The sequence below is a fragment of the Paracoccus sigandri genome, from assembly GCF_003709565.1.
Taxonomy (GTDB): domain Bacteria; phylum Pseudomonadota; class Alphaproteobacteria; order Rhodobacterales; family Rhodobacteraceae; genus Paracoccus; species Paracoccus siganidrum.
On sequence record NZ_QNRC01000027.1, the window covers coordinates 35,171 to 56,404 of the forward strand.

23 protein-coding genes and 1 tRNA gene are annotated in these 21,234 nt (G+C 65.2%); 9 read left to right on the forward strand and 15 right to left on the reverse strand.

What is annotated here, in order from left to right:
* Positions 1-126 precede the first annotated feature (126 nt).
* Positions 127-2,931, forward strand: a complete 2,805-nt coding sequence (locus tag C9E82_RS18820; protein WP_119899452.1) for a bifunctional [glutamine synthetase] adenylyltransferase/[glutamine synthetase]-adenylyl-L-tyrosine phosphorylase — start codon at positions 127-129, stop codon at positions 2,929-2,931.
* Here C9E82_RS18820 and C9E82_RS18825 read toward each other — a convergent pair.
* Entirely contained in the window at positions 2,897-5,104 is a 2,208-nt protein-coding gene (locus C9E82_RS18825) for a glycosyltransferase (RefSeq protein WP_119899454.1), read from the reverse strand. The two genes, C9E82_RS18820 and C9E82_RS18825, sit on opposite strands and share 35 nt — an antisense overlap.
* A 68-nt stretch (positions 5,105-5,172) precedes the next feature.
* A complete protein-coding gene (gene carA, locus C9E82_RS18830) occupies positions 5,173-6,321 on the reverse strand; it encodes a glutamine-hydrolyzing carbamoyl-phosphate synthase small subunit (RefSeq protein WP_119899457.1) in 1,149 nt (382 codons plus the stop codon).
* A 168-nt stretch (positions 6,322-6,489) separates the two neighbouring features.
* Here carA and C9E82_RS18835 point away from each other — a divergent pair, with 168 nt between their 5' ends.
* Both C9E82_RS18835 and C9E82_RS18840 read left to right on the forward strand, forming a co-directional pair.
* Positions 6,490-6,954, forward strand: coding sequence for a GatB/YqeY domain-containing protein (locus tag C9E82_RS18835; protein WP_119899459.1), 465 nt, complete (start codon positions 6,490-6,492; stop codon positions 6,952-6,954).
* 40 nt (positions 6,955-6,994) lie between these two features.
* Positions 6,995-7,183: a DUF3008 family protein gene (locus C9E82_RS18840; protein WP_119899461.1), complete on the forward strand. Its 189-nt coding sequence runs from the start codon at positions 6,995-6,997 to the stop codon at positions 7,181-7,183.
* 105 nt (positions 7,184-7,288) lie between these two features.
* On the opposite strand, the gene C9E82_RS18845 is transcribed toward C9E82_RS18840, so the two are convergent.
* The 5 genes from C9E82_RS18845 to lipB all read right to left on the reverse strand — a co-directional run bounded on the left by C9E82_RS18845 (position 7,289) and on the right by lipB (position 11,477).
* Positions 7,289-7,783, reverse strand: coding sequence for a DUF2244 domain-containing protein (locus C9E82_RS18845; protein ID WP_119901112.1), 495 nt, complete (start codon positions 7,781-7,783; stop codon positions 7,289-7,291).
* Positions 7,784-7,792: 9 nt separating this feature from the next.
* Entirely contained in the window at positions 7,793-9,469 is a 1,677-nt protein-coding gene (ctaD, locus tag C9E82_RS18850; RefSeq protein WP_119901111.1) for a cytochrome c oxidase subunit I, read from the reverse strand.
* A gap of 157 nt (positions 9,470-9,626) precedes the next feature.
* Positions 9,627-10,064, reverse strand: coding sequence for a universal stress protein (locus C9E82_RS18855; RefSeq protein WP_119901110.1), 438 nt, complete (start codon positions 10,062-10,064; stop codon positions 9,627-9,629).
* Between the two features lie 207 nt (positions 10,065-10,271).
* Positions 10,272-10,718 (reverse strand): c-type cytochrome, encoded by a 447-nt coding sequence (locus C9E82_RS18860; RefSeq protein ID WP_240643713.1) that lies wholly within the window; start codon positions 10,716-10,718, stop codon positions 10,272-10,274.
* Positions 10,719-10,832: 114 nt separating this feature from the next.
* On the reverse strand, positions 10,833-11,477 hold the full coding sequence (gene lipB / locus C9E82_RS18865; protein ID WP_119901109.1) for a lipoyl(octanoyl) transferase LipB: 645 nt from the start codon (positions 11,475-11,477) through the stop codon (positions 10,833-10,835).
* A gap of 128 nt (positions 11,478-11,605) precedes the next feature.
* On the opposite strand from lipB, the gene C9E82_RS18870 reads away from it, so the two are divergent.
* The 4 genes from C9E82_RS18870 to C9E82_RS18880 all read left to right on the forward strand — a co-directional run bounded on the left by C9E82_RS18870 (position 11,606) and on the right by C9E82_RS18880 (position 13,256).
* Positions 11,606-11,692: transfer RNA gene (locus tag C9E82_RS18870), tRNA-Leu, on the forward strand.
* 358 nt (positions 11,693-12,050) lie between these two features.
* Complete coding sequence (locus tag C9E82_RS24180) at positions 12,051-12,284, forward strand: hypothetical protein (protein WP_119900863.1); 234 nt, start codon at positions 12,051-12,053, stop codon at positions 12,282-12,284.
* The gene (locus tag C9E82_RS18875; protein ID WP_122449356.1) at positions 12,268-12,756 is read left to right on the forward strand and encodes a HEPN domain-containing protein; all 489 of its coding nucleotides are present in this window, start codon (positions 12,268-12,270) and stop codon (positions 12,754-12,756) included. Before C9E82_RS24180 ends, C9E82_RS18875 begins: the two co-directional genes overlap by 17 nt.
* 59 nt (positions 12,757-12,815) lie before the next feature.
* A complete protein-coding gene (locus tag C9E82_RS18880) occupies positions 12,816-13,256 on the forward strand; it encodes a hypothetical protein (RefSeq protein ID WP_119900865.1) in 441 nt (146 codons plus the stop codon).
* Between the two features lie 120 nt (positions 13,257-13,376).
* On the opposite strand, the gene C9E82_RS18885 is transcribed toward C9E82_RS18880, so the two are convergent.
* A complete protein-coding gene (locus C9E82_RS18885) occupies positions 13,377-13,589 on the reverse strand; it encodes a hypothetical protein (protein ID WP_119900866.1) in 213 nt (70 codons plus the stop codon).
* Positions 13,590-13,902: 313 nt separating this feature from the next.
* On the opposite strand from C9E82_RS18885, the gene C9E82_RS18890 reads away from it, so the two are divergent.
* Positions 13,903-14,421, forward strand: coding sequence for a helix-turn-helix domain-containing protein (locus C9E82_RS18890; protein WP_119900867.1), 519 nt, complete (start codon positions 13,903-13,905; stop codon positions 14,419-14,421).
* Positions 14,422-14,564: 143 nt separating this feature from the next.
* Here the strand turns inward: C9E82_RS18890 and C9E82_RS18895 are convergent, their stop codons facing one another.
* Both C9E82_RS18895 and C9E82_RS24185 read right to left on the reverse strand, forming a co-directional pair.
* Positions 14,565-15,086 (reverse strand): hypothetical protein, encoded by a 522-nt coding sequence (locus C9E82_RS18895; RefSeq protein WP_119900868.1) that lies wholly within the window; start codon positions 15,084-15,086, stop codon positions 14,565-14,567.
* Between the two features lie 58 nt (positions 15,087-15,144).
* Positions 15,145-15,417: a hypothetical protein gene (locus C9E82_RS24185; RefSeq protein WP_119900869.1), complete on the reverse strand. Its 273-nt coding sequence runs from the start codon at positions 15,415-15,417 to the stop codon at positions 15,145-15,147.
* Positions 15,418-15,542: 125 nt separating this feature from the next.
* Between C9E82_RS24185 and C9E82_RS18905 the strand changes: the two genes are divergently transcribed.
* A complete protein-coding gene (locus C9E82_RS18905) occupies positions 15,543-15,773 on the forward strand; it encodes a transcriptional regulator (RefSeq protein ID WP_119900870.1) in 231 nt (76 codons plus the stop codon).
* 3 nt (positions 15,774-15,776) lie between these two features.
* Here C9E82_RS18905 and C9E82_RS18910 read toward each other — a convergent pair whose 3' ends face one another.
* From C9E82_RS18910 to C9E82_RS24845, 5 genes are all read right to left on the reverse strand, one after another.
* Positions 15,777-18,272: a hypothetical protein gene (locus C9E82_RS18910; RefSeq protein WP_119900871.1), complete on the reverse strand. Its 2,496-nt coding sequence runs from the start codon at positions 18,270-18,272 to the stop codon at positions 15,777-15,779.
* A gap of 1 nt (position 18,273) precedes the next feature.
* Positions 18,274-18,762, reverse strand: coding sequence for a hypothetical protein (locus C9E82_RS24190; RefSeq protein ID WP_147393150.1), 489 nt, complete (start codon positions 18,760-18,762; stop codon positions 18,274-18,276).
* Positions 18,763-18,850: 88 nt separating this feature from the next.
* A complete protein-coding gene (locus C9E82_RS18915) occupies positions 18,851-19,891 on the reverse strand; it encodes a bifunctional DNA primase/polymerase (protein ID WP_119900872.1) in 1,041 nt (346 codons plus the stop codon).
* Between the two features lie 186 nt (positions 19,892-20,077).
* Positions 20,078-20,344, reverse strand: a complete 267-nt coding sequence (locus C9E82_RS18920; protein WP_147393151.1) for a hypothetical protein — start codon at positions 20,342-20,344, stop codon at positions 20,078-20,080.
* Between the two features lie 524 nt (positions 20,345-20,868).
* A partial coding sequence (locus tag C9E82_RS24845) for a hypothetical protein (protein WP_205962235.1) occupies positions 20,869-21,234 on the reverse strand: 366 nt, incomplete at its 5' end.

The following is a 21,234-nucleotide window of genomic DNA, read 5'->3' on the forward strand; positions in this document are numbered from 1 at the left end:
CCTAGCAACGAATCCGTGACAGGCCAAGCGCGGAAAGGGTTAAGGCGGCCAGCCTTTGCAGGCGTGGTTAACGGGATCCGGTTTCGCGGAATTGACCGCCGCCGGGCATCGGCTACTGTGGCGGCCATGGATTTCGCCGCCCGCATCACCCGCCATCCGCTGCCCCTCGATCCCGCGCGGGCCCAGGCCGCCGCCGCGCTTTTCGCCGGCCTGCCGCAGCCGGTCCGCGACCTGGTTGCCGGCGTGGCGGGCACCAGTCCCTATCTGGCCGGGCTGCTGGAACGCGAGGCCGACTGGCTGCCCGGCGCGCTGGATCACGAGGATGTCGTGGCCCGCGAAACCGCCGGATTCGACGAACTGGACGCCGCCGATCTGGGCATCGCCCTGCGCCGGGCCAAGCGTCGCGTCGCGCTCTATGCGGCGCTGGCCGACCTGGGCGGGGTCTGGCCGCTGGAGAAGGTGACCGGCGCGCTGTCCGACCTGGCCGACCGGGCGACCGACCTGGCCCTGCGCGCCCATGTCGCGCATGAGGCGCGGCGCGGCAAGCTGCCCGCGACGGATGCCGATGCCGGCGGGATCTTCGCGCTGGCCATGGGCAAGGGCGGCGCGCGGGAACTGAACTACAGCTCGGATATCGACCTGATCGTGCTTTACGACGACGATGCCTATGCGCCCGACGACCAGTTCGAGGCCCGCGCGGCGCTGATCCGCGCCACCCGCAAGATGGCCGCGACGCTGTCGGACGTGACCGGGCATGGCTATGTCTTCCGCACCGACCTGCGGCTGCGCCCCGATGCGGCGGTCACGCCGGTCTGCATCTCGATCTCGGCGGCGCTGGCCTATTACGAGGCCGAGGGCCGCACCTGGGAACGCGCCGCCTATATCAAGGCGCGCCCCTGCGCGGGCGACATCGCGGCGGGCCAGCGTTTCCTGCGCGAGCTGCGCCCCTTCGTGTGGCGCAAGCACCTGGATTTCGCCGCCATCCAGGACGCCCATGACATGCGGCTGCGGATCCGCGAGCACAAGGGCCTGGGCGGCCGGCTGGAGGTCGCGGGCCATGACCTGAAGCTGGGCCGCGGCGGCATCCGCGAGATCGAGTTCTTCACCCAGACCAGGCAGCTGATCGCCGGCGGGCGCGATCCCGACCTGCGGATGCGCGACACGGTGGGCGGGCTGGCGGCGCTGGCCGCGAAGGGCTGGATCCCGCCCGAGGTGGCGGCCGAGCTGACCGCGCATTACCGCGCCCATCGCGACATCGAGCATCGGATCCAGATGGTCAACGATGCCCAGACCCACGCCCTGCCGAAGGATCGCGACGGGCTGGCGGTGATCGCCGCGATGATGGGCGAAGGCGACGTCGAGGGCTGGTGCGAGCGCCTGAAGGCGCGGCTGGAGCGGGTCCACGAGCTGACCGAATCCTTCTTCGCCCCCGGCGAGGCGGCCGAGCGTCCCGATCTGTCCGACGACGCCCGCGCCATCATTGACCGCTGGCAATCCTATCCCGCCCTGCGCTCGCAGCGCGCGCAGCAGATCTTCAAGCGGGTCGAGCCCGAGCTTCTGTCGCGCATGGCCCGCGCCGGCCACCCCGACGAGACGCTGGCGCGCTTCGACGCCTTCCTGGCGGGCCTGCCGGCCGGCGTGCAGCTGTTCTCGCTGTTCGAGGCCAATCCGCAGCTGATCGAGCTGATCGTGGACATCTGCGGCACCGCGCCGGGCCTGGCGGCCTATCTGGCGCGGCATTCGGCGGTGCTGGACGCGGTGCTGGGCGGCAGCTTCTTCGCGCCCTGGCCCGGCGTTCCGGGCCTGGGCGCGGCGCTGTCGGCGGCGCTGGCATCGGCGCTGAACGCGCCGGGCGGGGGCTATGAGCGGGCGCTGGACGCGGCCCGGCGGTGGGCGCATGAATGGCATTTCCGCATCGGCGTGCATCACCTGCGCGGGCTGATCGATGCCGACGAGGCGGCGCTGCAATATGCCGACTTGGCCGAGGCGTCGCTGGCCGCGCTGTTTCCCGTCACCGCCGCCGATTTCGCCCGCCGCCACGGCCCGCCGCCCGGCCGCGGGGCGGTGGTGCTGGGCATGGGATCCCTGGGCGCGCGGCTGCTGAACGCGGGATCGGACCTGGACCTGATCGTCATCTATGACGCCGCCGGGGTGGATGCCTCCGAGGGGCCGCGGGTCCTGGCGACGCGCGCCTATTACGCGCGGCTGACCCAGGCGATGATCACCGCCCTGTCGGCGCCCACCGCCGAGGGACGGCTCTACGAGGTGGACATGCGCCTGAGGCCCTCGGGACGGCAGGGGCCGGTCGCGACCTCGGTCCAGAGCTTCGAGAACTACCAGATGACCGAGGCCTGGACCTGGGAGCATCTGGCCCTGACCCGCGCCCGCGTGGTGGCGCGGGTGGGCACGGCGGCCGAGGCGCTGGCCGGGGAGGTCGAGGCCCTGCGCGGATCGGTGCTGCGCGAACGCGGCGGCGATCCGCGGGTGATGCCGGATCTGGCGCGGATGCGTGAGAAGATCTTTGCCGCCCGGCAACCCGCCGATCCCTACGAGGCGAAGCTGGGGCCGGGCCGGCTGCAGGACATCGACCTGCTGGCGCAATCCTGCGCGCTGCGCGCCGGCGATGCGGCGCGCGGCACGCTGGCGCAATTGCGCGCCGGGCGCCGGGCCGGGCTGCTGGGCGCGGCAGAGACCGAGGAACTGGCCTCGGCACAGCGGTTCCTGTGGCGGCTTCATGCCTCGGGACGGCTGCTGACCGAAGGCCGGCTGGATCCGGAGGAGATCGGCCTGGGCGGGCAGGAATTCCTGCTGCGCGAGACCGGCTGCGCGGACCTGCCGCAGCTGCTGGAGAGGCTGGCCGAGCGGACCACGCGGGCAGGGACGCTGATCGCGAGCTTCATGCCCCCGTCCGCCGTCGGGGCGGCAGACTGATCCCGGCCACCCGCAGCGCGCCCGGCCGGGTCGCGGCGTCGGCGGGCATGGGCTGGGCATTGGCGACGGCGGGGGCCGTGATGGCCGGATCCGTGATGGCCGGGGGCGCGACGGCGGGGGCCGCGATCTCGCCCGCCCGGTCGGCAAGGTCCTGCCCGCCGATCCGGCCCAGCAGCGGCAGCGAGACGGCACCGGCCGGCGACGCGGGTTCGGCCGCGGCGACCTCGGCATCGTCGAAGATGCCATGCGCGGTCTTGTCCCAGTAGAAGGGCTTCACCACCACCTCGTAGATGGCCTTCCACCCGGCCAGGCATCCCAGCGGGAAATAGAGATGCAGCGTCGGGACCCAGGCCAGCAGGTGGCGATGCTTGGCGCCGCGCACCGCCCACATGCCGATCACGATGCTCAGAAGCTCGGTCGCGATGAACAGGCCGAACAGTGCCGCCGCCGCATGGCCCGCCCAGACGCCCTGCAGCGGCCCGCTCAGCGGATGCGGCAGCCCGGCCGACAGCAGCCAGAAGCTCCACAGGATCGGGGCCAGCAGGTATTGCGAGAGATTGCCGAAGAACTGCACCTGGAAGGCGATGAAGCGGAGGGCGCCCAGGTCGCGCCACAGCGCCACCGGGTCGCGCATATGCACGCCCCAGGTCATCGCATAGCCCTTGAGCCAGCGCGAGCGCTGCTTGATCCAGGGCAGGACGCGGCAATTCGCCTCCTCGTCGGTGGTGGTGTCGAGGATCTCGGTCCGCCAGCCGCGCCGGGCCAGGCGCACGCCCAGATCGGCATCCTCGGTGACGTTCCAGGCGTCCCAGCCGTCCACCGCCTCCAGCGCGGCGCGGCGGAAGAACAGCGTCGTGCCGCCAAGGGGCACGACCAGCCCCATCCGCGCCACGCCCGGCAGCAGCACCCGGAACCAGGCCGCGTATTCGATGGTGAAGCAGCGCGCCAGCCAGTTGCTGCGCGGGTTGTAATAGTCCAGCGCCCCCTGCAGGCAGGCCACGTCCTCGGGCGCGAAATGGAAGCGGCGGGCGACCTTGTGCAGCTGGTCGGGATCGGGCCGGTCCTCGGCGTCCCAGATGCCGACGATGCCGCCCCGGCAGAAGTTCAGCGCATAGTTCAGCGCCCGCGGCTTGGTCTGGATCGGGCCGTCGGGAACCTCGACCACGCGGATCCAGTGCGGCAGGCGGGCGTCCTTCAATGCCGCGCGGGTGACCATGTCGCTGGCCTCGATCACCAGCAGGATGTCGGTCAGCTCGCGCGGATATTCCAGCCGCGACAGCCGCGCGACCAGCTTGCCCGCGACGTCGCTTTCCTGAAACAGCGGCACCATGACCGAGATCACCGGCAGCGGGCCGGTCATCTCGGGCGCGGCCAGCCTGCCTTCGGCGATGGCCTGGCGGTGGCGCCGCTCCTCGGCGCGGGCGCGCAGGGTGGCGATGGCCGAGAGCAGCTTCAGCACGCTCTGCCCGATCAGGGTGATGACGGCCCAGGCGGTCAGCACCGACAGCAGCGCGATCGGCGCCGCCCACAGCCCCAGCGCGATCAGCGCCATCAGCCCCAGGGCCAGCCGCCCGGCGCGCGATTCGTCGCGGGTGCGGCAGCTCTCGGCAGCGGGGACGCGGCATTCGGCGTGGCGGATCAGCGCGGTGCGGCGGCTGGCCAGCACGGCCTGCTGGATCTGTTCCTCGCTGCACAGCAACATGCGGATGGTGCCGAATTCGGCCGGCAGGCGGGGCAGCAGCGCCGCAAAACCCTCGGGGCGGGCGGTGGCGACCCAGGTGACGCCGCCGATGCGCCGCCAGGGCAGGATCCCGTGGCTGAGGCAGAAATCCGCGCCCGCCGCATCGATCAGGCGCGGATCGGGCGGGGTCTCGGCCGGGTCCAGCGCGGTGGTGCGCCATTGCCGCGACAGCGCGCGGGTCAGCGCGGCGGGCGTGACCCAGCCATGCGCCAGCAGGATCCGTCCCAGCCGCACGTCCTGGCGCTGCCGCATCACCGCGGCCTTCAGCAGGTTGGCGGGATCGACCGCCCCGTCCTCCAGCAGGATCTGGCCCAGGGGGCGCTGGTTTCGCGGCGCCAGGATGGGGCCGATCAGCCGGGCAGGCGGAGAGATGCCAACCGAATCGGGCAGGGCGGGCGCGGCCGCGTCGTTGCTGATTGCCTGTCGTGCCATGGGCGAATCCTCTGAGGCTCGCCCTTTGGTGGCACGGCGCGGGTTAAGAAGCGGTTAAGGCCGCCCCTTCACGCGCGCCGGCTGCGCATGGAATCGGCAAAACGGCGGAACAGATACAGGCTGTCCTGCGGGCCGGGCGCGGCTTCGGGGTGGTATTGCACCGAAAAGACCGGCTTGTCCCTGACCCGCAAGCCGCAATTGCTGCCGTCGAACAGGCTGACATGGGTTTCGATCACGTCCTGCGGCAGGCTTTGCGAATCGACCGCGAAGCCGTGGTTCATCGAGGTGATCTCGACCTTGCCCGTCTCCTCGTCGCGGACCGGGTGGTTGGCGCCGTGATGGCCGTGGCCCATCTTGACCGTCTTCGCCCCCAGGGCGAGTGCCAGCATCTGGTGGCCCAGGCAGATCCCGAAGATCGGCAGGTCGCGGTCCAGCAATTCTCGGATCATCGGCACGGCATATTCGCCGGTCGCGGCCGGATCGCCGGGGCCGTTGGACAGGAACACGCCCTCGGGCTCATGGGCCAGGACCTCCTCGGCGGTGGCCGTGGCCGGCAGGACCGTGACATCGGCGCCGAAACTGACCAGCGAGCGCAGGATGTTGCGCTTGGCGCCGTAATCCAGCGCCACGACCCGGAACGGCCGGTCCTCGGCCGAGGCGCCGAAGCCCTTGCCCCATTCCCAGGCGCCTTCCTGCCAGCGATAGCTCTGGGCGCAGCTGACCTCTTTCGCCAAGTCCAGGCCGACCAGCCCCTGCCAGTCGCGGGCGCGGGCGATCATCGCCTCCAGGTCGAAATTCCCCTCGGGGTCATGGGCCAGCACCACATGCGGCGCGCCCTGCTGGCGGATCGCGCGGGTCAGGCGGCGGGTATCGACGCCGCCGATGCCGATCCGGCCGCGCCGCGCCATCCAGTCGGCCAGATCGCCCGCCGCGCGCCAGTTCGAGGGCTGGGTCGGGTCCCAGCGCACGACGATGCCGCTGGCCACGGGATCGGCGGCCTCGTCATCCTCGGGGGTGATGCCGGTATTGCCGATATGGGGGAAGGTGAAGGTCACGACCTGGCTGGCATAGGAGGGATCGGTCATGATCTCCTGATAGCCGGTCATCGCGGTGTTGAAGACCAGCTCGGCCACGACCTCGCCCGTGGCTCCGAAGCCCTGGCCGTAGAAGACGGTCCCGTCGGCAAGCGCAAGGCAGGCGGTCGGTTTTGTGGCCATGTCGGCACCTCTGTCTGAAATCAGCCGGTGGATAGGGGGCGGGCGGGCAAAGGTCAAGCCGGTGCCTGCCCGATGGCGCGCTTGATTCCGCGCCTCGCGCGCCTTACATCGCGTGGCCTGCGTCCGGGATCGGCCGGCGCACGGGGTTTTTCGGCGAAGGAGCGCGCGATGGATCTGCAAGCCAGGCTGCAAGCCGCCACGAAAGAGGCCATGAAGGCGCGGGACAGCGCGCGCCTGTCCACGCTGCGCCTGATCGGCGCGGCGATCAAGGACCGCGAGATCGCCGCCCGGTCAAGCGGGGGCGAGGAGCAGGGGCTGGGCGAGGCGGACCTGGTCGCGATCCTGTCGAAGATGGTCAAGCAGCGCCAGGAATCGGCGCGCGCCTATGAAGAGGGCGGGCGGCTGGAACTGGCCGCGAAGGAAGAGGCCGAGATCGGCGTCATCCAGGAATTCCTGCCGCGCCAGCTGGACGGGGCCGAGACCGCGGCGGCCATCGACGCGGCCATCGCGGAGCTGGGCGCGACCGGCATCCGCGACATGGGCCGGGTCATGGCCGAGCTGCGCGCGCGCCACGGTGGGCAGATGGATTTCGCCGCCGTCGGGCCGATGGTCAAGGACCGCCTGCTGAACTGATCGCGCCCCTTCTGCGTTGGCCTTCGCAGGAGGTGACCCCATGCCCGCGACATCGAAAGCCCAGCAACGCGCCGCCGGCGCCGCCCTCTCCGCCAAGCGCGGCGAGACCAGGGTCAAGGACCTGCAAGGCGCGTCGAAGGACATGTATGACAGCATGACCGAGGCCGAGCTGGAAGACCTGGCCTCGACCGAACACAAGGACCTGCCCGAACACAAGCAGCAGGACTGACCTCGGCCCCAGCTTGGGCCCCCCGCCCCTCGCACTCCTTCCAAATACCTCGGGGGGTCCGGGGGGCAGCGCCCCCCGGCCGTCGCGGGACGCAATCCGCCCGCCCTATCGCAGCGCCCCCAGCCGCTGCTGCAGTTCCCCCTGCAATTGCCGCCGCTCCTCGGGCGTCAGGAAGGCGCCCAGTTCGACCTCGCGCTGGCCGTCGCTCAGCGTCAGATAGTCCTCGACCGGGCCGGGGCGCAGGTTGACCCGCACCCAATAGCTGTTGGTTTCCCATTCGCGGTCCGGCCTGCCGGGATCCGAGCGGCGCAGGTGCAGGCGCCGGCGGGACAGGTGCAGCTCCTCGCGGGTCTGGCCGCTGCGATAGCTGCGCTGCAGCGCCAGCCAGATCCCGGTCACCGCCAGCAGCGCGAAGGGCAGCAACCCCCATAGCGCCGTGCTGCCAAGCGCCGCCAGCATCGGCAGCGCCAGAAGCGCGGCGGTTATCCCGATGAACCAGACGAAGCCGCGCCGCGGCAGCGATCGATAGGGCCACAGCAGCAGATGATGCGAAACGGCCCCGGAATCCTCCGGGGCCGCATCTGTCCATCGATAAGGCATCAGCGGGCCTTAATGGGCGTGGCTGTGGTCCCAGTCCTCGCGCTTGGGCAGCTGCTCGAAGGTGTGCTCCGGCGGCGGGCAGGGCAGGGTCCATTCCAGCGTGTCGGCATGCTCGTTCCAGTAGTTGTTCTCGGTCACGCGCTTGCCCGCGAACAGGGTGTAGAACACCACGCCGATGAAGAACAGGAACGAGGCGAAGGCGATATAGGCGCCGATCGAGCTGATGTTGTTCCAGTAGGAGAACTCGACCGGATAGTCGATATAGCGGCGCGGCATGCCCTGGCGGCCCAGGAAGTGCTGCGGGAAGAAGATCAGGTTCGAGCCGATGAACATCGCCCAGAAATGCAGCTTGCCGGCCCATTCGGGATATTGCCGGCCCGACATCTTGCCGATCCAGAAATAGACCCCGGCGAAGATCGCGAAGACCGCGCCAAGCGACATCACGTAGTGGAAATGCGCCACGACGTAATAGGTGTCGTGATAGACCCGGTCCAGCGGCGCCTGGCTCAGCACCACGCCGGTCACGCCGCCGACAGTGAACAGGAACAGGAAGCCGAAGGCCCAGAGCATCGGCGTCTTGAACTCGACACTTCCGCCCCACATCGTCGCGATCCAGCTGAACACCTTGATGCCGGTGGGCACCGCGATGGTCATCGTGGCCAGCATGAAATAGGCCTGCTGGGTCAGCGACATGCCGACCGTGTACATGTGGTGCGCCCAGACCACGAAGCCCAGCACGCCGATCGCGGCCATGGCCAGCACCATCGGCAGATAGCCGAAGATCGGCTTCTTGGCGAAGGTGGCGATGACGTGGCTGATGATGCCGAAGCCGGGCAGGATGATGATGTAGACCTCGGGATGGCCGAAGAACCACAGGATATGCTGATAGAGGATCGGGTCGCCGCCGCCGGCCGGGTTGAAGAAGTTCGTCCCGAAGTTGCGGTCCATCAGCAGCATGGTGATGGCGCCGGCCAAGACCGGCAGGGCCAGCAGGATCAGCCAGGCGGTGATGAAGACCGACCAGGCGAACAGCGGCACCTTGAACAGCGTCATGCCGGGGGCGCGCATGTTCAGGAAGGTGGTGATGATGTTGATCGCACCCAGGATCGAGCTGGCGCCCGAGACGTGGACGGCGAAGATCGCCAGGTCCATCGAATAGCCGCCCTCGACCGTGGACAGCGGCGGATAGAGCACCCAGCCCACGCCCGAGCCGGGCTGCTCCGAGCCGCCGGGCGCGAACAGCGAGGCGACGCCGAGCGCCACGCCCGCGACATACATCCAGTAGGAAAGGTTGTTCAGGCGCGGGAAGCTCATGTCCGGGGCGCCGATATGGAGCGGCATGAAATAGTTGCCGAAGCCGCCGAACAGCGCCGGGATGACGACGAAGAACATCATCAGCACGCCATGATAGGTGATCATGACGTTCCACAGATGGCCGTTGGGCGTGCATTCCGCCGATGCGTCGGCGATCAGCCGCGCGCCTTCCAGGCACATGTACTGCACGCCGGGATGCTGCAGCTCCATCCGCATGTAGACGGTGAAGCAGACCGAGATCAGCCCGACCACACCCGCCGTGAACAGATAGAGGATCCCGATGTCCTTGTGATTGGTGGACATGAACCAACGGGTGAAGAACCCGCGCTGGTCGTGATGGTCGTCGTGGCCCTGTGCGGCTGCGTCTGCCATACCCGAACTCCCTCAGATATATTCGATTCCGGTCCGGCAGACCGGCATTTCCCAGCGTTCTTCTAGACCAGCCATGCCGACCCGGCAATGCCCTATAGGGCTGAGAACGGACGGCGAAGCCCCGCGGCCGCGCCGTCCGTTTCCGCCGTCCCGGCGCTCAGCGGTAGACCAGCACCGGGATCTTCGAATGGGTCAGCACCTTGGTCGCCTGGCTGCCCAGGACGATCGCCGCCACCCCGCGCCGGCCGTGCGAGGCCATGGCGATCAGGTCGCAGCCGTCCTCCAGCGCGGCGTCGATGATCGCCTCGTAGGGGTAGTCGTGCCACTTGTGGCGTGTCGTGACGGCAACGCCCGCGGCCTTCGCCTTTTCCTCGGCCGCGGCCAGGATCTCTTTGGCGAAGGCGATGGCATTCGCCTCGTAATTCACGCGTGTGCTCTCGATCTGCACCGCATCTGTGCCGGGGATATGAAAGAGTTCGGAGACGGTCAGGATCGTGACTTCCGCTCCGGCCTCGGCGGCGAAGGCTATGCCGCGTTCGACCGCCTGACCGGCAAGATCCGACCCGTCGGTCGGGATCAGTATGTGCTTGAACATCGTCTGGTCCTCCCATCGCGGTTCCGGGCTGCGCCGAGAAGGCGGCGCTGCCGCATCGACCCCGTCAGGCTGCCACAGACAGGAGGCGGCGTAAAATGATCTGCATCAAGCCGGCCCGGCCGGGCCGCCGTCCTTCACGGCGCCGGGTCCGTTTCACTGCGCGGGGGCGCGTCGGAATGTCGCATCCCCGCGCCGGCCCGGCGCGCCCTATTGGGCGCCGGGCGAGACGCTGGCCAGATAGGCGACGATATCGGCCTGATTCCGGGTCAGCTTGAAGGTCATCTTGGTGCGCGCGCCCGCGTCGCCGGTCTTTTCCTGCAGCCAGGCGCGCGGATCGGTGACATAGGCGATCAGCTCCTCCTCGGTCCAGACCATGTCGGGATCGGCCTCGGCCACCGCGCGCAGCCCGTCGCCATAGGCATAGCCCTCGACCGAGGCGATCTTCTGCCCCACCACGCCCCACAGGTTCGGCCCGATGATGCCGCCCTTGATGAGGTCGTTGCCCTGGTCGTCGCGGACCATGTGGCAGGACCGGCACTTGCGGAACTCGGCCTCGCCGGCGGCGGGGTCGCCCGCCTGCTGGGCAAGGACGGGGCCAGAGAGGGGGGCGGAGAGGATGGCGGAGAGAAGGGCGCCGGTAAGAATGGACTTCATGATTTCCTCGCACATGACGCGTGTCGCTGGGTGGCGCGCAGTATAGGACGGGACCAGCCGGGATGCGAATGGCCGCGTGGTCGCACCCCGGCGCGGCGCCGTAATGGGCAAAGCTCAGCCGAAATGGGCGGGAAAGCTATCCTTCAGCGCCAGGTCCAGATCGGCCATGCCGACCGGCAGGCCCAGGTCGACCAGGCTGGTGACGCCGTGCCCGCTGATGCCGCAGGGCACGATGCCGGCGTAATGGCCGAGGTCGGGCTCGACATTGATCGCGATGCCGTGGAAGCTGACCCAGCGGCGCAGCTTGACGCCGATGGCGGCGATCTTGTCCTCGCGCGCAGAGCCGTCGGGCAGGGGCGGCTTGTCGGGGCGGGCGATCCAGACGCCGACCCGGCCCTCGCGCAGCTCTCCCTTCAGGTTGAAGCGCGACAGGGCGTCGATCACCCAGGCCTCCAGCCGCGTCACGAAGGCGCGCACGTCGCGGCCGCGCCGGTTCAGGTCCAGCATGACATAGACGACGCGCTGGCCCGGCCCGTGATAGGTATATTGCCCGCCGCGCCCGGCACTGTGGACCGGGAAGCGCGCCTCCAGCAGGTCGGCGGATTTCGCGCTGGTCCCGGCGGTATAGAGCGGCGGATGCTCGACCAGCCAGACCAGCTCGTCGGCCTCGCCGGCCAGAATCGCGGCGACGCGGGCCTCCATGAAGGCCAGCGCCTCGTCATAGCCGGTCAGGCCGCCCTTGATGATCCATTCCACCATGCCCGCGATCTGGCCCGAAGCGGTCGCGGCGTCAAGCCCGGCCGGTCGCGGAGGAGGGGCGCGGGTCGGACGAAAAATGCCCTTTTCATTCCCCGGCGCCTCTTGTATCAGGCGCGAACTGCCCGGATGCGGTCGTGGCGGAATTGGTAGACGCGCAGCGTTGAGGTCGCTGTTCCTTAACCGGAGTGGAAGTTCGAGTCTTCTCGACCGCACCATCTTAACCTGAATAATGACGCAATATCAGCGTATTAAGCTGTTTCCAGGGTATTCGGTCCCCCTTTCAGTCTACCTTTCGGCGCGCGCTTGACTGCCCGTGGTGGCGCCGCAAAGGCGTAACAGCAACCGTATCGGCTCAAGTCTCCCTGGCTGCCCCTCGATCAGGGCAGGGGGGTGGCTCATGGGGGTGGGGGTCTATAGAGGCAGGGGGGTGGGGGTAAAAATCGGGCGCGCCGTTTCCTCTACTCGTCTCCCCCTCGGGCGGCTTGCAAATTTTTCCTTTTTAAGATTGCAGGCTGGTGGCTGTCGGGTGAACTTTAGGCCTGTTTCGATCACTGGCGCCGCCGAGGAAACGCCATGTCCACCAAACAGCACAGCCTCATCTACAAATCTGACGACGCAACATGGCTGCAGCTATGCCAGAAAATCGCGGCCGAAAGCACCGGAAAGCTTGATGAAGGCACCCGTGCGATGCAGGCTCTGATGGGGCTTACAGCATCTGGCTCTTTTGGGCCCAACGGCGCCCAGATCGACATTAATGGAAAAGGGGCGCGGCGGTTGGCCAAGGCGGAACATGGCCAAGACGAGTAACTGCGGCGACGAGTCACGGACGACCGCAATGGGGCTATTCAACTATGCCCATAGCTATTGGGTTTCGGCGGCTGTGCTGGAAAAGTCTCCTCGCGAAGTCACCCACAAGGACGCGCCGGTTGACTACCTTTATTATCACGCGATTGAGCTTTACCTGAAATCGTACTTGCGCCTGAAGGGATATTCGCTGGCCGACCTGAAGAAGCTTGGCCATTCAATCCCGAAGCTGCATGACAGGGCGATTTCTGAAGGCTTGCCGGCTAATGCTGAAGATCGCGAGGTGATCGCTATGATACCTGCGAACTACTTGCCATCGCGCTACATCCAGACTGGTGCCTTCAGCAAAGCCCGGCCAGAGGCGCTTTGGGGCGTATGCCGCCTGCTTCATGAGGATATTGAGCCCGCCGTGAACGTGGCCTCCGGCGTCAGCCGGCGACGGCACATCCCTTATATCGAGGATGACGACAACTGACGCTTTCCCGAACGTCCTGTGCATCCTGGTGGTGTGCCCTTCGGGCGCATAAGGTGGGTATGAACGATCCCAAGCGCACCCCCCGCATATCACCGAAGGTCCGCACCGCCATTGAGTTGCGAGTGCAGAAGGGTCTTTCGATCGCCGCCGCAGCCGAGGAAGCGGGCCTGTCGCGCTTCGGCCTTCAGAAGGCAATGAAGCGTCCCTCTGTGGCAGATTTTCTTGCTGAAACCCAGACCCGCTTTTTGTCCGAGGTGAACAACAAGCGCGCAATCCTGCGAGCCCGCGCCCTCGACATCGCCGCGGACATGCTGAACAGCACTGACACCGACAGCAAGGTGAAGCTCAGGCTGATTGAAATGCTGATGGCGGACGGCAAGGCACCGGCCGTCGCGGTCCATGTGGATGCCAGCACCAATGTGGGGGGCGGCGGGTATGAGTTCGTGCGGCCGGGGGCGCGGGTGATCGAGATCGAGGATAAGCCGCAGGGTGGGGAATAGGGCCGCTGTGCGGCTATGCCATCATCCGGGCATCCTCTCTTGTGGCAGGGCGTGAGATCGCGGTGACCGAAAGCGGCGCGCACTCAGATGTCACGCCCTCGGATGGCATGCTGACCCGTTTCAGTAGGTTGTGCAGCTTACGTTGCCGGTTCCGCCAATGCAGCGGGTCACGGTTCCGCCTCTTTGGCGCGCCATTTCTTCGTGAAACGCCTGCTGGCAAGCGCGCGTCTGGGCCATGCCGATATCCGTCAAGCCGATTGGGCATCCCTCGGCTGTCGTAGGGGTGTCGCAGGCCGTCAGGGCCAGCAGCGCCATAATCGTCAAAATTCGCATCGATACCTCCTTTGCCAACATCGGCAGACTAACGCCGGATCCTCGCTCAGCGCATCCCTCGCGATCCACAAGCCACATAGAGGGATACACAGGAAAGCCACCAGTCGCGCGCAGCGGCGCAGAGGGGCACGGCAAAACGAATTCAGATCACCACCGTTGACGGCCGGGAAACCGGCGCCCCGCCCTGTTCATGTGCAAGAAGCACCATAGATGTGCATGATCGATCCAGATGTAGAGCGGCGCAGGTTGGCTTGGGAGTGGAGTTCCCCACGCGCGACCGTCTGCCGTCACTGGTTTTTTTCAGGAGGCACGAATGACCGAAGAAAGATTGATGGCCCATTTGAAGGCGGTACAGGACGCAGGCTGGTGGATCATCGCGGTGGATGCTCATGGAGCTCAACTGTTCAATGGGACGGACGGCAGCATGATCTATGCCCCGGTGGGAGAAGATATCCCGAAGGCCCGGGGTGCTGACGAATGTGTCACCGTGACGAGATCGGCAGAGGCCTGCGCCATCCTGGCCGAGCGGCGGAATGCAGCTGGGCTTTCAATCGAGGAACTTGCAGAACTGATGGGGCAGTCAGAGGCTTGGCTCGTCAGGCATGAAAACCCGCGCACCAAGCAGGCCCCGGGCATTGAGGGGTTTCTTGCGTGGGCGGAAGTGTTGGGGGTCGAGGTATACTTGCGCCCAGCGCCAATGCCTCAGACCACATTGCGATGGATAAGCGGCACCCGGAACAAACAGCCATCACGCGAACGCCGCTTTGCCATTGAGCGTTCGCGTGATGTTGCCCGGCTTGCTGAGAAACAGGCCAAAGGCTGGCACCCATGAAAAGCCCCCACGCTGGGCAGGGCTTCATGGTTGCATTGAGGGATTGATACGAGACTGCTATTCTTTGCCCGCCCGGTCGTGTCAGGAACCCGCGATGGCACGCTTGCATCTGGCTCGTCTGACGTCCGCAGGTGCCGGGTATCTCACCAAGTCGGTGGTGCCGTGCCTGATCTTGATGTGGCTAGCACCAAGGGCGGCTCCTTCGGAAAGGACCGGATGTCGAACCACTTGAAGCAGGTGCCGTCCGGGTTGCGGCGGTCGCCCGAGGATATGGAGAAGCCGTTCGATGCCTGCCGGATCAGCCCGGCACGGAAGGCGCGCAGATCCAGCAGCCACCACAGGTCAAAGCCCGTCTGGGCAGCGTTCGCATGGCCGTAAAACAACCAGTCGCCTTCGCCGTTCACTATCTTGGCCAGCTCAGTGGGGTTGCCGGACGGCAGGCGCGAGCGGATGGTGAAATCGTAGGGATACCGCCCGGCATAGCCATGACGCCGCACACGGGCCGCTATCCTCACGTCCCGGCCATCCAGCATCAGAAGATCGGTTGCCTGCCGCATGTCCAGGTGATCCGGGGCCACGCTGAGCAGGTGCGCGCCGACAATGCGGCGGATCTCGGGAATGAATTGATCGGACCAATGTCGGTTAGTGGAATAGGCCGCGTCCATGATGCTGCGCCGGTTGTTGAAAGGATCGGCGCCCGACCGAGGCCGGGCGCAGGGGCGATCAGGGTCGTGAGATGCTATCCAGTCCGTGGTTCATCTGGTGAGCGAGATCCCGCGCCGTTTCAAGAACTCCCCGCAGGGTGGTGGCTTGTTGCGTCTCATCAATGCAGAGTTCGGCGGCGGTGATCAGGGCATGAATGCGAACCGCTTTGCGCTGCATTTCATCCAAGTAATCTTCTATCTTCGTTGCGCGACTTTCTGGCGTTGTTGCCGGCACCAGCGGCTCTACAGGGGTGTCAGGCTGGACGGTGAAATCGGCATGATGATTGGTCATGGCGTTTTCCTTTGAGTTGACTGGTAGTTAAAGGCATGGACAATTTGTGCTTACAGCATAAAATGTATGCGTATGACATGTTCTGTCAACTCAAAAAATATGCTGTAAGCACAAAGGACCGAACAATGACGCCGGAACAGTTCAAAGCCGCAAAGGCCATGCTCGGTCTAAGCAATCCCGATCTGTCGGAAGTGACCGACCTGCACCGCAACACGCTGAACAAGCTGGACAGGGGCGACGGGAAGGCTTCCACCGTCCAACTGGTTCGGCTGACGCTGGAAGGGCGGGGTATTCAGTTCCTTGATGATGGAGCCGTGGCGCGTGGCCCCGGCGTGGCTCTAATCTCTGATAAGTAGACGCTACCGTCCGAGCGCGTTCATCACATCAGGCGCTCGGCCTGGTGCCGGTGATCCGGGGAGCCACCAGCCCGGAGAACCCCCGTCCTTCTCATTGCGGCGCGCGGCCATGGTGAAGGCTTCTTCTGCCTCTGGGTCCAGAAGCCGCTGGAGGCTTGACCATACCAAGCGATCGATGGCCAGGCCGGCATAGGGAAGATCGGAGCCGGGCGTGTATCGCTTCAGGAACCGGACAAACTCTCGGCCAGCCTTGGTTTCCTGACCGCCCATCAGTTCGATGGCGTTGCCGACGGAAAGACGCCAGACATCATCCATAAGTTGGAAGCCCGGCCCGGCCACCCACGATCCATATCCGCCGCCCCAGCTGCTTTCACCCGTGGCAACGATGTCCCCGATCACCCCGAAACCACCGCCCTTGGCCATCGCCTCAGCCCAAAACATCGGCTTGGTCATGTCGGAAGGGTCGCGACCGTTGATCAGATCTGCGATCAGAAGGGAGGTAGCGCCAAGAACCGTTGATCCAGCCGCAAGGTCGAAACCGTAGAGCGCGCGCTGCTGCCAGCCGTTCATGGACATTATGCGGCTGATCTGGTCCACGGTGAAGGTCATGGCGAAGGACTTCACCATCAGGCCGGACTTGCGGATCTCATAATCTATCGTCCCTGGGATAGCGTCTGCCTCAACATGCGCTCGGGCCCACAGGCTCTGTGTCGGCACCGCGAACTCGGTCTGTTCTTCAAGCAGGGCCTGAAGCTTCAGGAACAGATCGTCTGCCTTGGATGGGTCCATGGTGGTGGCTTCGCGCCAGTAGATTGGGGATGCAAACGTGGCGCCGTTGCCTGCCCTGAACATCGTCTCGGGATCGGTGAAGGCCCGCCAGTCGTCATCGCTGATATTCTTGTTGCGCAACAGGGTCCGCAGAGGTTCGTCGATATCGTCGATATCGTCGATTTTCCGGCCGGCATTGGCCGCGAACAGGCCGGACATTTCCATCTGGAAGGCGTTGCGGCCGGTATCTGTCCAGTGAGAAAGCCCCTGCGCGCGCATGACGAAGCTGGACATGCGCTCCGCGATATCAGCCGGGGGAACCTCGCTCTGCCAGCGCGCCAGAACCAGACCGGCATCTGCCAGGGTATCGGCCACCCACCCCGCGCGAAGGGCTTCCTCGCGCGCCATGCCGCTCGTGATCAGGCTCATGTGGCGCTGAAATGGGTTCGCGGGGTTCATGCCGATCGACCGCGCTGCCATGCGCATGGAGTTGGCATCCGACAGGGAAGCGATAACCGCGCGGTCCAGCATTGCTGCGGTCAGAAAATGCCGGAGCGACGAAAAGAACCGCGCAATTTGTGCTTGCCGCAGAGAGGCTGGTTGAATGCCGCCATTCTGGATACGAAGCATCCTGCTTGCATGAACGAAGTTCTGCTCTATTTTGCCGGCCAGCGCCTCATCCCCGGCTTCCCGCGCCTTCTTCAGGGCGAGCTGGCGCTGGTAATCTAGGCCCAATTCAGGAGATGGGCCGTATTCTCGCAGCTGAACAATCTGATCAGCCATCCGGTGCGCATGAGCGATGATCGAGGCATAGGGATTGCCGGTGCCGAAATCCTTGTTGTAGGCGATCCAGTCGTCAGCCGTGTTGAAGTGCAGGACGCGGCTTTCGGCCATCTTGTTGACGAGGTTCTTGCCCTCGACCCGGCCATAAACTGCAGTTTGGCTGTCGCGCCCAAAGGCGATGTTGTCGTATATCTCGCGCAGGAAGCGCTGGCGAACCTCAAGAGGCGGCTTCTGGCCCTCGGAAGCGAAGGGCTTGCCGGTCATCTTGTCCTCAATTCGGTGCCAGGCAATCCGATCATCGATCTGCCGGGACCATGTGTCGAAGCCGGCACTGGTGATGGCCAGGCGATTATGGACATGGGGAAGGCCCCAATCATCCAGTTCGCCAATCACGCCGCCAGCCTCGTTGAACATGCGGCGCATATCCTTGAAAACGTCCCTGACGGATTTCGACATGGCCAGCGCCGCGGCATCCCCGGTGCTTTCACCATGGAGTTCGCGAACCACGTTCATCAGGCCGGCAGGGTCCTTGATGTTTCCTTTCAGGTCGCGGCTATGGCGAACCAGCAGATCCGCAAGACGGTGGTGGAACATGCGGCGCAAGCCATTCGCCTGGCCGACAAGCGAGGTAGTGGGGTTCGCCCCTGCCGCCATATGCTCGATCTTGTTGGTGGCGAGCGTGGCAAGGTCTTTGGCCTGATCCACTTCGGCCTCAAGCCTGCGCATGACGTTCAGCTGCTTGATATAGGTGTGGCGCTTGTCACCGGCCTCCTTCTTCAGCGCCCGCTTCACATCCTCTGCCGCTAGCGCCTCTGCAACATCGCGGGGGCGCCCCTGCGCTTCATACCGATCAGCGAGTTCCGACCACATGGCCTGTGCGCGCTTCCCGCGCCCGGCATCGGTATGCCCGTCCTTGACTGCCCGGCCAACACAATCAGCGAAGGACATTTCAGGCCTCCCGACTATCGCGTGAGATTGCATTCGCGAAAGCCTCGTCCGCATCTAGTTCGTCGAGGATCGCCGGTAGCGGTCGAATGCCTTTTCCGTCATTCATGTCGAAGCTGGGATCGCCACCATTTGCAATCATTGGCCGCAGCAATGAGGCTTGGCGTTCCATCTCAGCAGCCAAATTTACTGCGGCACAATCCCTCGCTGTGAATTGGCGCCGTAGGTTCGCTGCGATCCGTTCGAACATCAAAACGCGATTTACAGGATCCTCAATGTCGTCGAGGATCTTCGAGGCTCGGCGCGGGCCGAAGCCATCCCCCATATCGCATAAGCAATCTTCGCCCTCGGAAAAGCTCTGCCGTGCCGCTGTGATCGCCTCGTCCAGTGACCGATACTGAGGGGGTTCATCATTTTCGATCATAAATCGGACAAAATCCTTAACGGGCCCTTGCGGGCTGTCATAGGTGGGATGTGGTTTCTTCGGGTTCATGTGAACGTCTCCAGTTGATTGCGGCGAGGTTGGGGGCGGGCAGGAAGCTGGCAAAGGCACTGCGCGCGAGGTGTGGGCTGGGTTCGCATTAAGGTGGGGGGGATGTATTATGATTATGGCCGCTTTCACGACATGCAGAGAAACGATATCGCCCGGCCCTGTGGCCTCTGATCGGAGGGCTGACCTCCTCAATATGTCCATGCTCAAGCAGCACATCTCGGGCACGGGCTATTCTGGTGCGGTGCCAAGCGGGGCTGCCGACATCACTCATCGCCTTCGGTGCTATCGCAAACGTCGGACGGTTGCTGTGCCAGCGCCAGAGATACTGATACAAGCAATAAGCGTCCCCATGGTTGTGTATCAGGTCATCCATGATCCTATCCCCTGTATTGATCTGCGGCTTTCGCAGGCCCAGATAATTCCGGCCTTCGCTTTCGTATCGCCATGCGGATCTTGCACATCGTTCGACCTCCGCAGCGTCGAGGGGTTCCGGGAATACGCTGGCCCATGTCAGCGCCACGTCGATCAGGGCTTCCGCATCGTCGCAATGGCGTGCCTGCGTCATGCAATAGCGCCACAGGCTGTCGTTGCGTTCACCCCTCTGGACGGCCTCGGCAGCGCGCGTGAAACCTGCATCGAGGGCGCCGGCCCGGATCGTCGGAAGCCGGCGCAGATCGTCCAGCCCACCCGCCACGAAGGAATAGCTTGCGCCCAGATCATCGCGCCATGACGGCGGGGCAATGGTGAAGCCGTCCCCCAGAAGGTCGATGGCCAGGCCGGGGACGATGCGTGAACGCCGTCTCTCGCCATTGTGTCGATACCACAGCTTTGCCTTGCCGCTGGCCGTGCGGATGATGGTCTGAGTATCGCCGAACCACTCTCGGGCGACGGTGATCCAAGCACCGCCCGCTAGATCAACATCAACCTCAGTGATACCGGACGGCTTGCCCATGACGACGCCAATGCCATCGCTTTCGGCCAACCTGCTATTTGCAGCCCATTGCCTCGCTCGCCGTGGCGTGGCGTTCTGCCAACCTCGGACAGCCGGCTTCTTATCGCGCGTATTCACGGGGAATACGGGAAGCCCGGCGTCCGCGAATGCTGCGACATTTTGGGCATACACGTTCATCTTCCGCCGCCTTGAATGGTGGCTTGGCTTTCAGTCAAACCTTCCCCCGCGTGCACCAGCCGATGATGCCGGCGGCACAGGGTTGCGGCGTCAGCACCTCGAGGCGCTTGGCTGCTTGCGTGTAAAGGTGGGCAAGGTAGCGCCGCGGGGTGCTGACGCCGCCATTGCTGCTGTCGCGTGAGGGGCTTAGTCATTCCCGCCCCCTGCAATCGTCGCCGTCTCCGAGGCGTATACCCCACCCTGACGTGGCATCTCGCGCCACTTCCGAAAGCGAATGGACCGCTCGACGCCTTCTTCCGTTGTCAGAGCCGCGAAGGTAGCCAACGGCGCTGGATGAAAGCACAGGGTTTCACCGCGATAGACGTGAACCAGTTCGGCAGGGTCTGCGCCCTCGGCCAGCAGCTTGCGGCAATAGGGCAGGAGCGAGGGTTTGGCGGGAAGATCAATCCGCATGGCCATTCCCCCAGATCAGGGCAGCCATCATGCGTCCCTCCACACGATGGCCTGACTGATTGCGCAAACCAGCCATTGGCCGGAATACCTGCGCTTCGCATGTGCCATGCTCTTGCCTTCGTCGTTGCAGGCAAGGGCGCTGGGCGCTATGTTCGGGGTGTCCACCACCCACGAAACCAATGTCGCCTCCGCCCTTATGCCCAAGGGTGGCGGTTTGGTTATGCGGCGTCGTCGCGGGCAGCTTTTGCCCGTTCGATGACTTCGAGGATTTCGGATTGTGGCCAGCGGGACAGCGCTCCCAGCTTGATCGGCTTGGGAATGGTGCCATCTGCAACGCGCCGCCAGAACGTCGGAACGCTGATGCCAAGGAACGGTGCGGCTTATTTGTCTTTCAGAAGGGGATCGGTGATTGGCATTGGTCAGCCTGTGTGCTTGTTGCTACTGGCTGATAATCTGGCGTAATCAGTGCTTTGGTGGAAAATGTATGGAAAAAGAAAGTTCGCGCTTTCTGTGTATTTCTCACGCTACGCTTCGCCGCGCAGCTGCCGTCCAAGAATGCCGCGCTGACGAATAGCCATAATCGCTGCCTCATTCCCTCGCAGAGGTGCGCAAACCTTTTTACACTGAGCCGCGCAGCTTTTGCTGTTAAGGTCCAGCGCCTCCAAGATCTGTGCCATGGCTCTTGTAAAGGGTGTGGACGGTGCCCCATGGGCGTCGCTGCCCCAGGATGGACAGCGATTATTCGCTAGGACATAGATTTCAGTGTCAATCGGCACGCAACTTTGACCCCCTTTCGGCGCCCAATAATGACCCCGCTTGGTCAGCACGGGTAGCTGGCCCGATGCGGTGTAGCCTCCATACAGCGCAACCGGATCGGGCCAGCGGCGTCT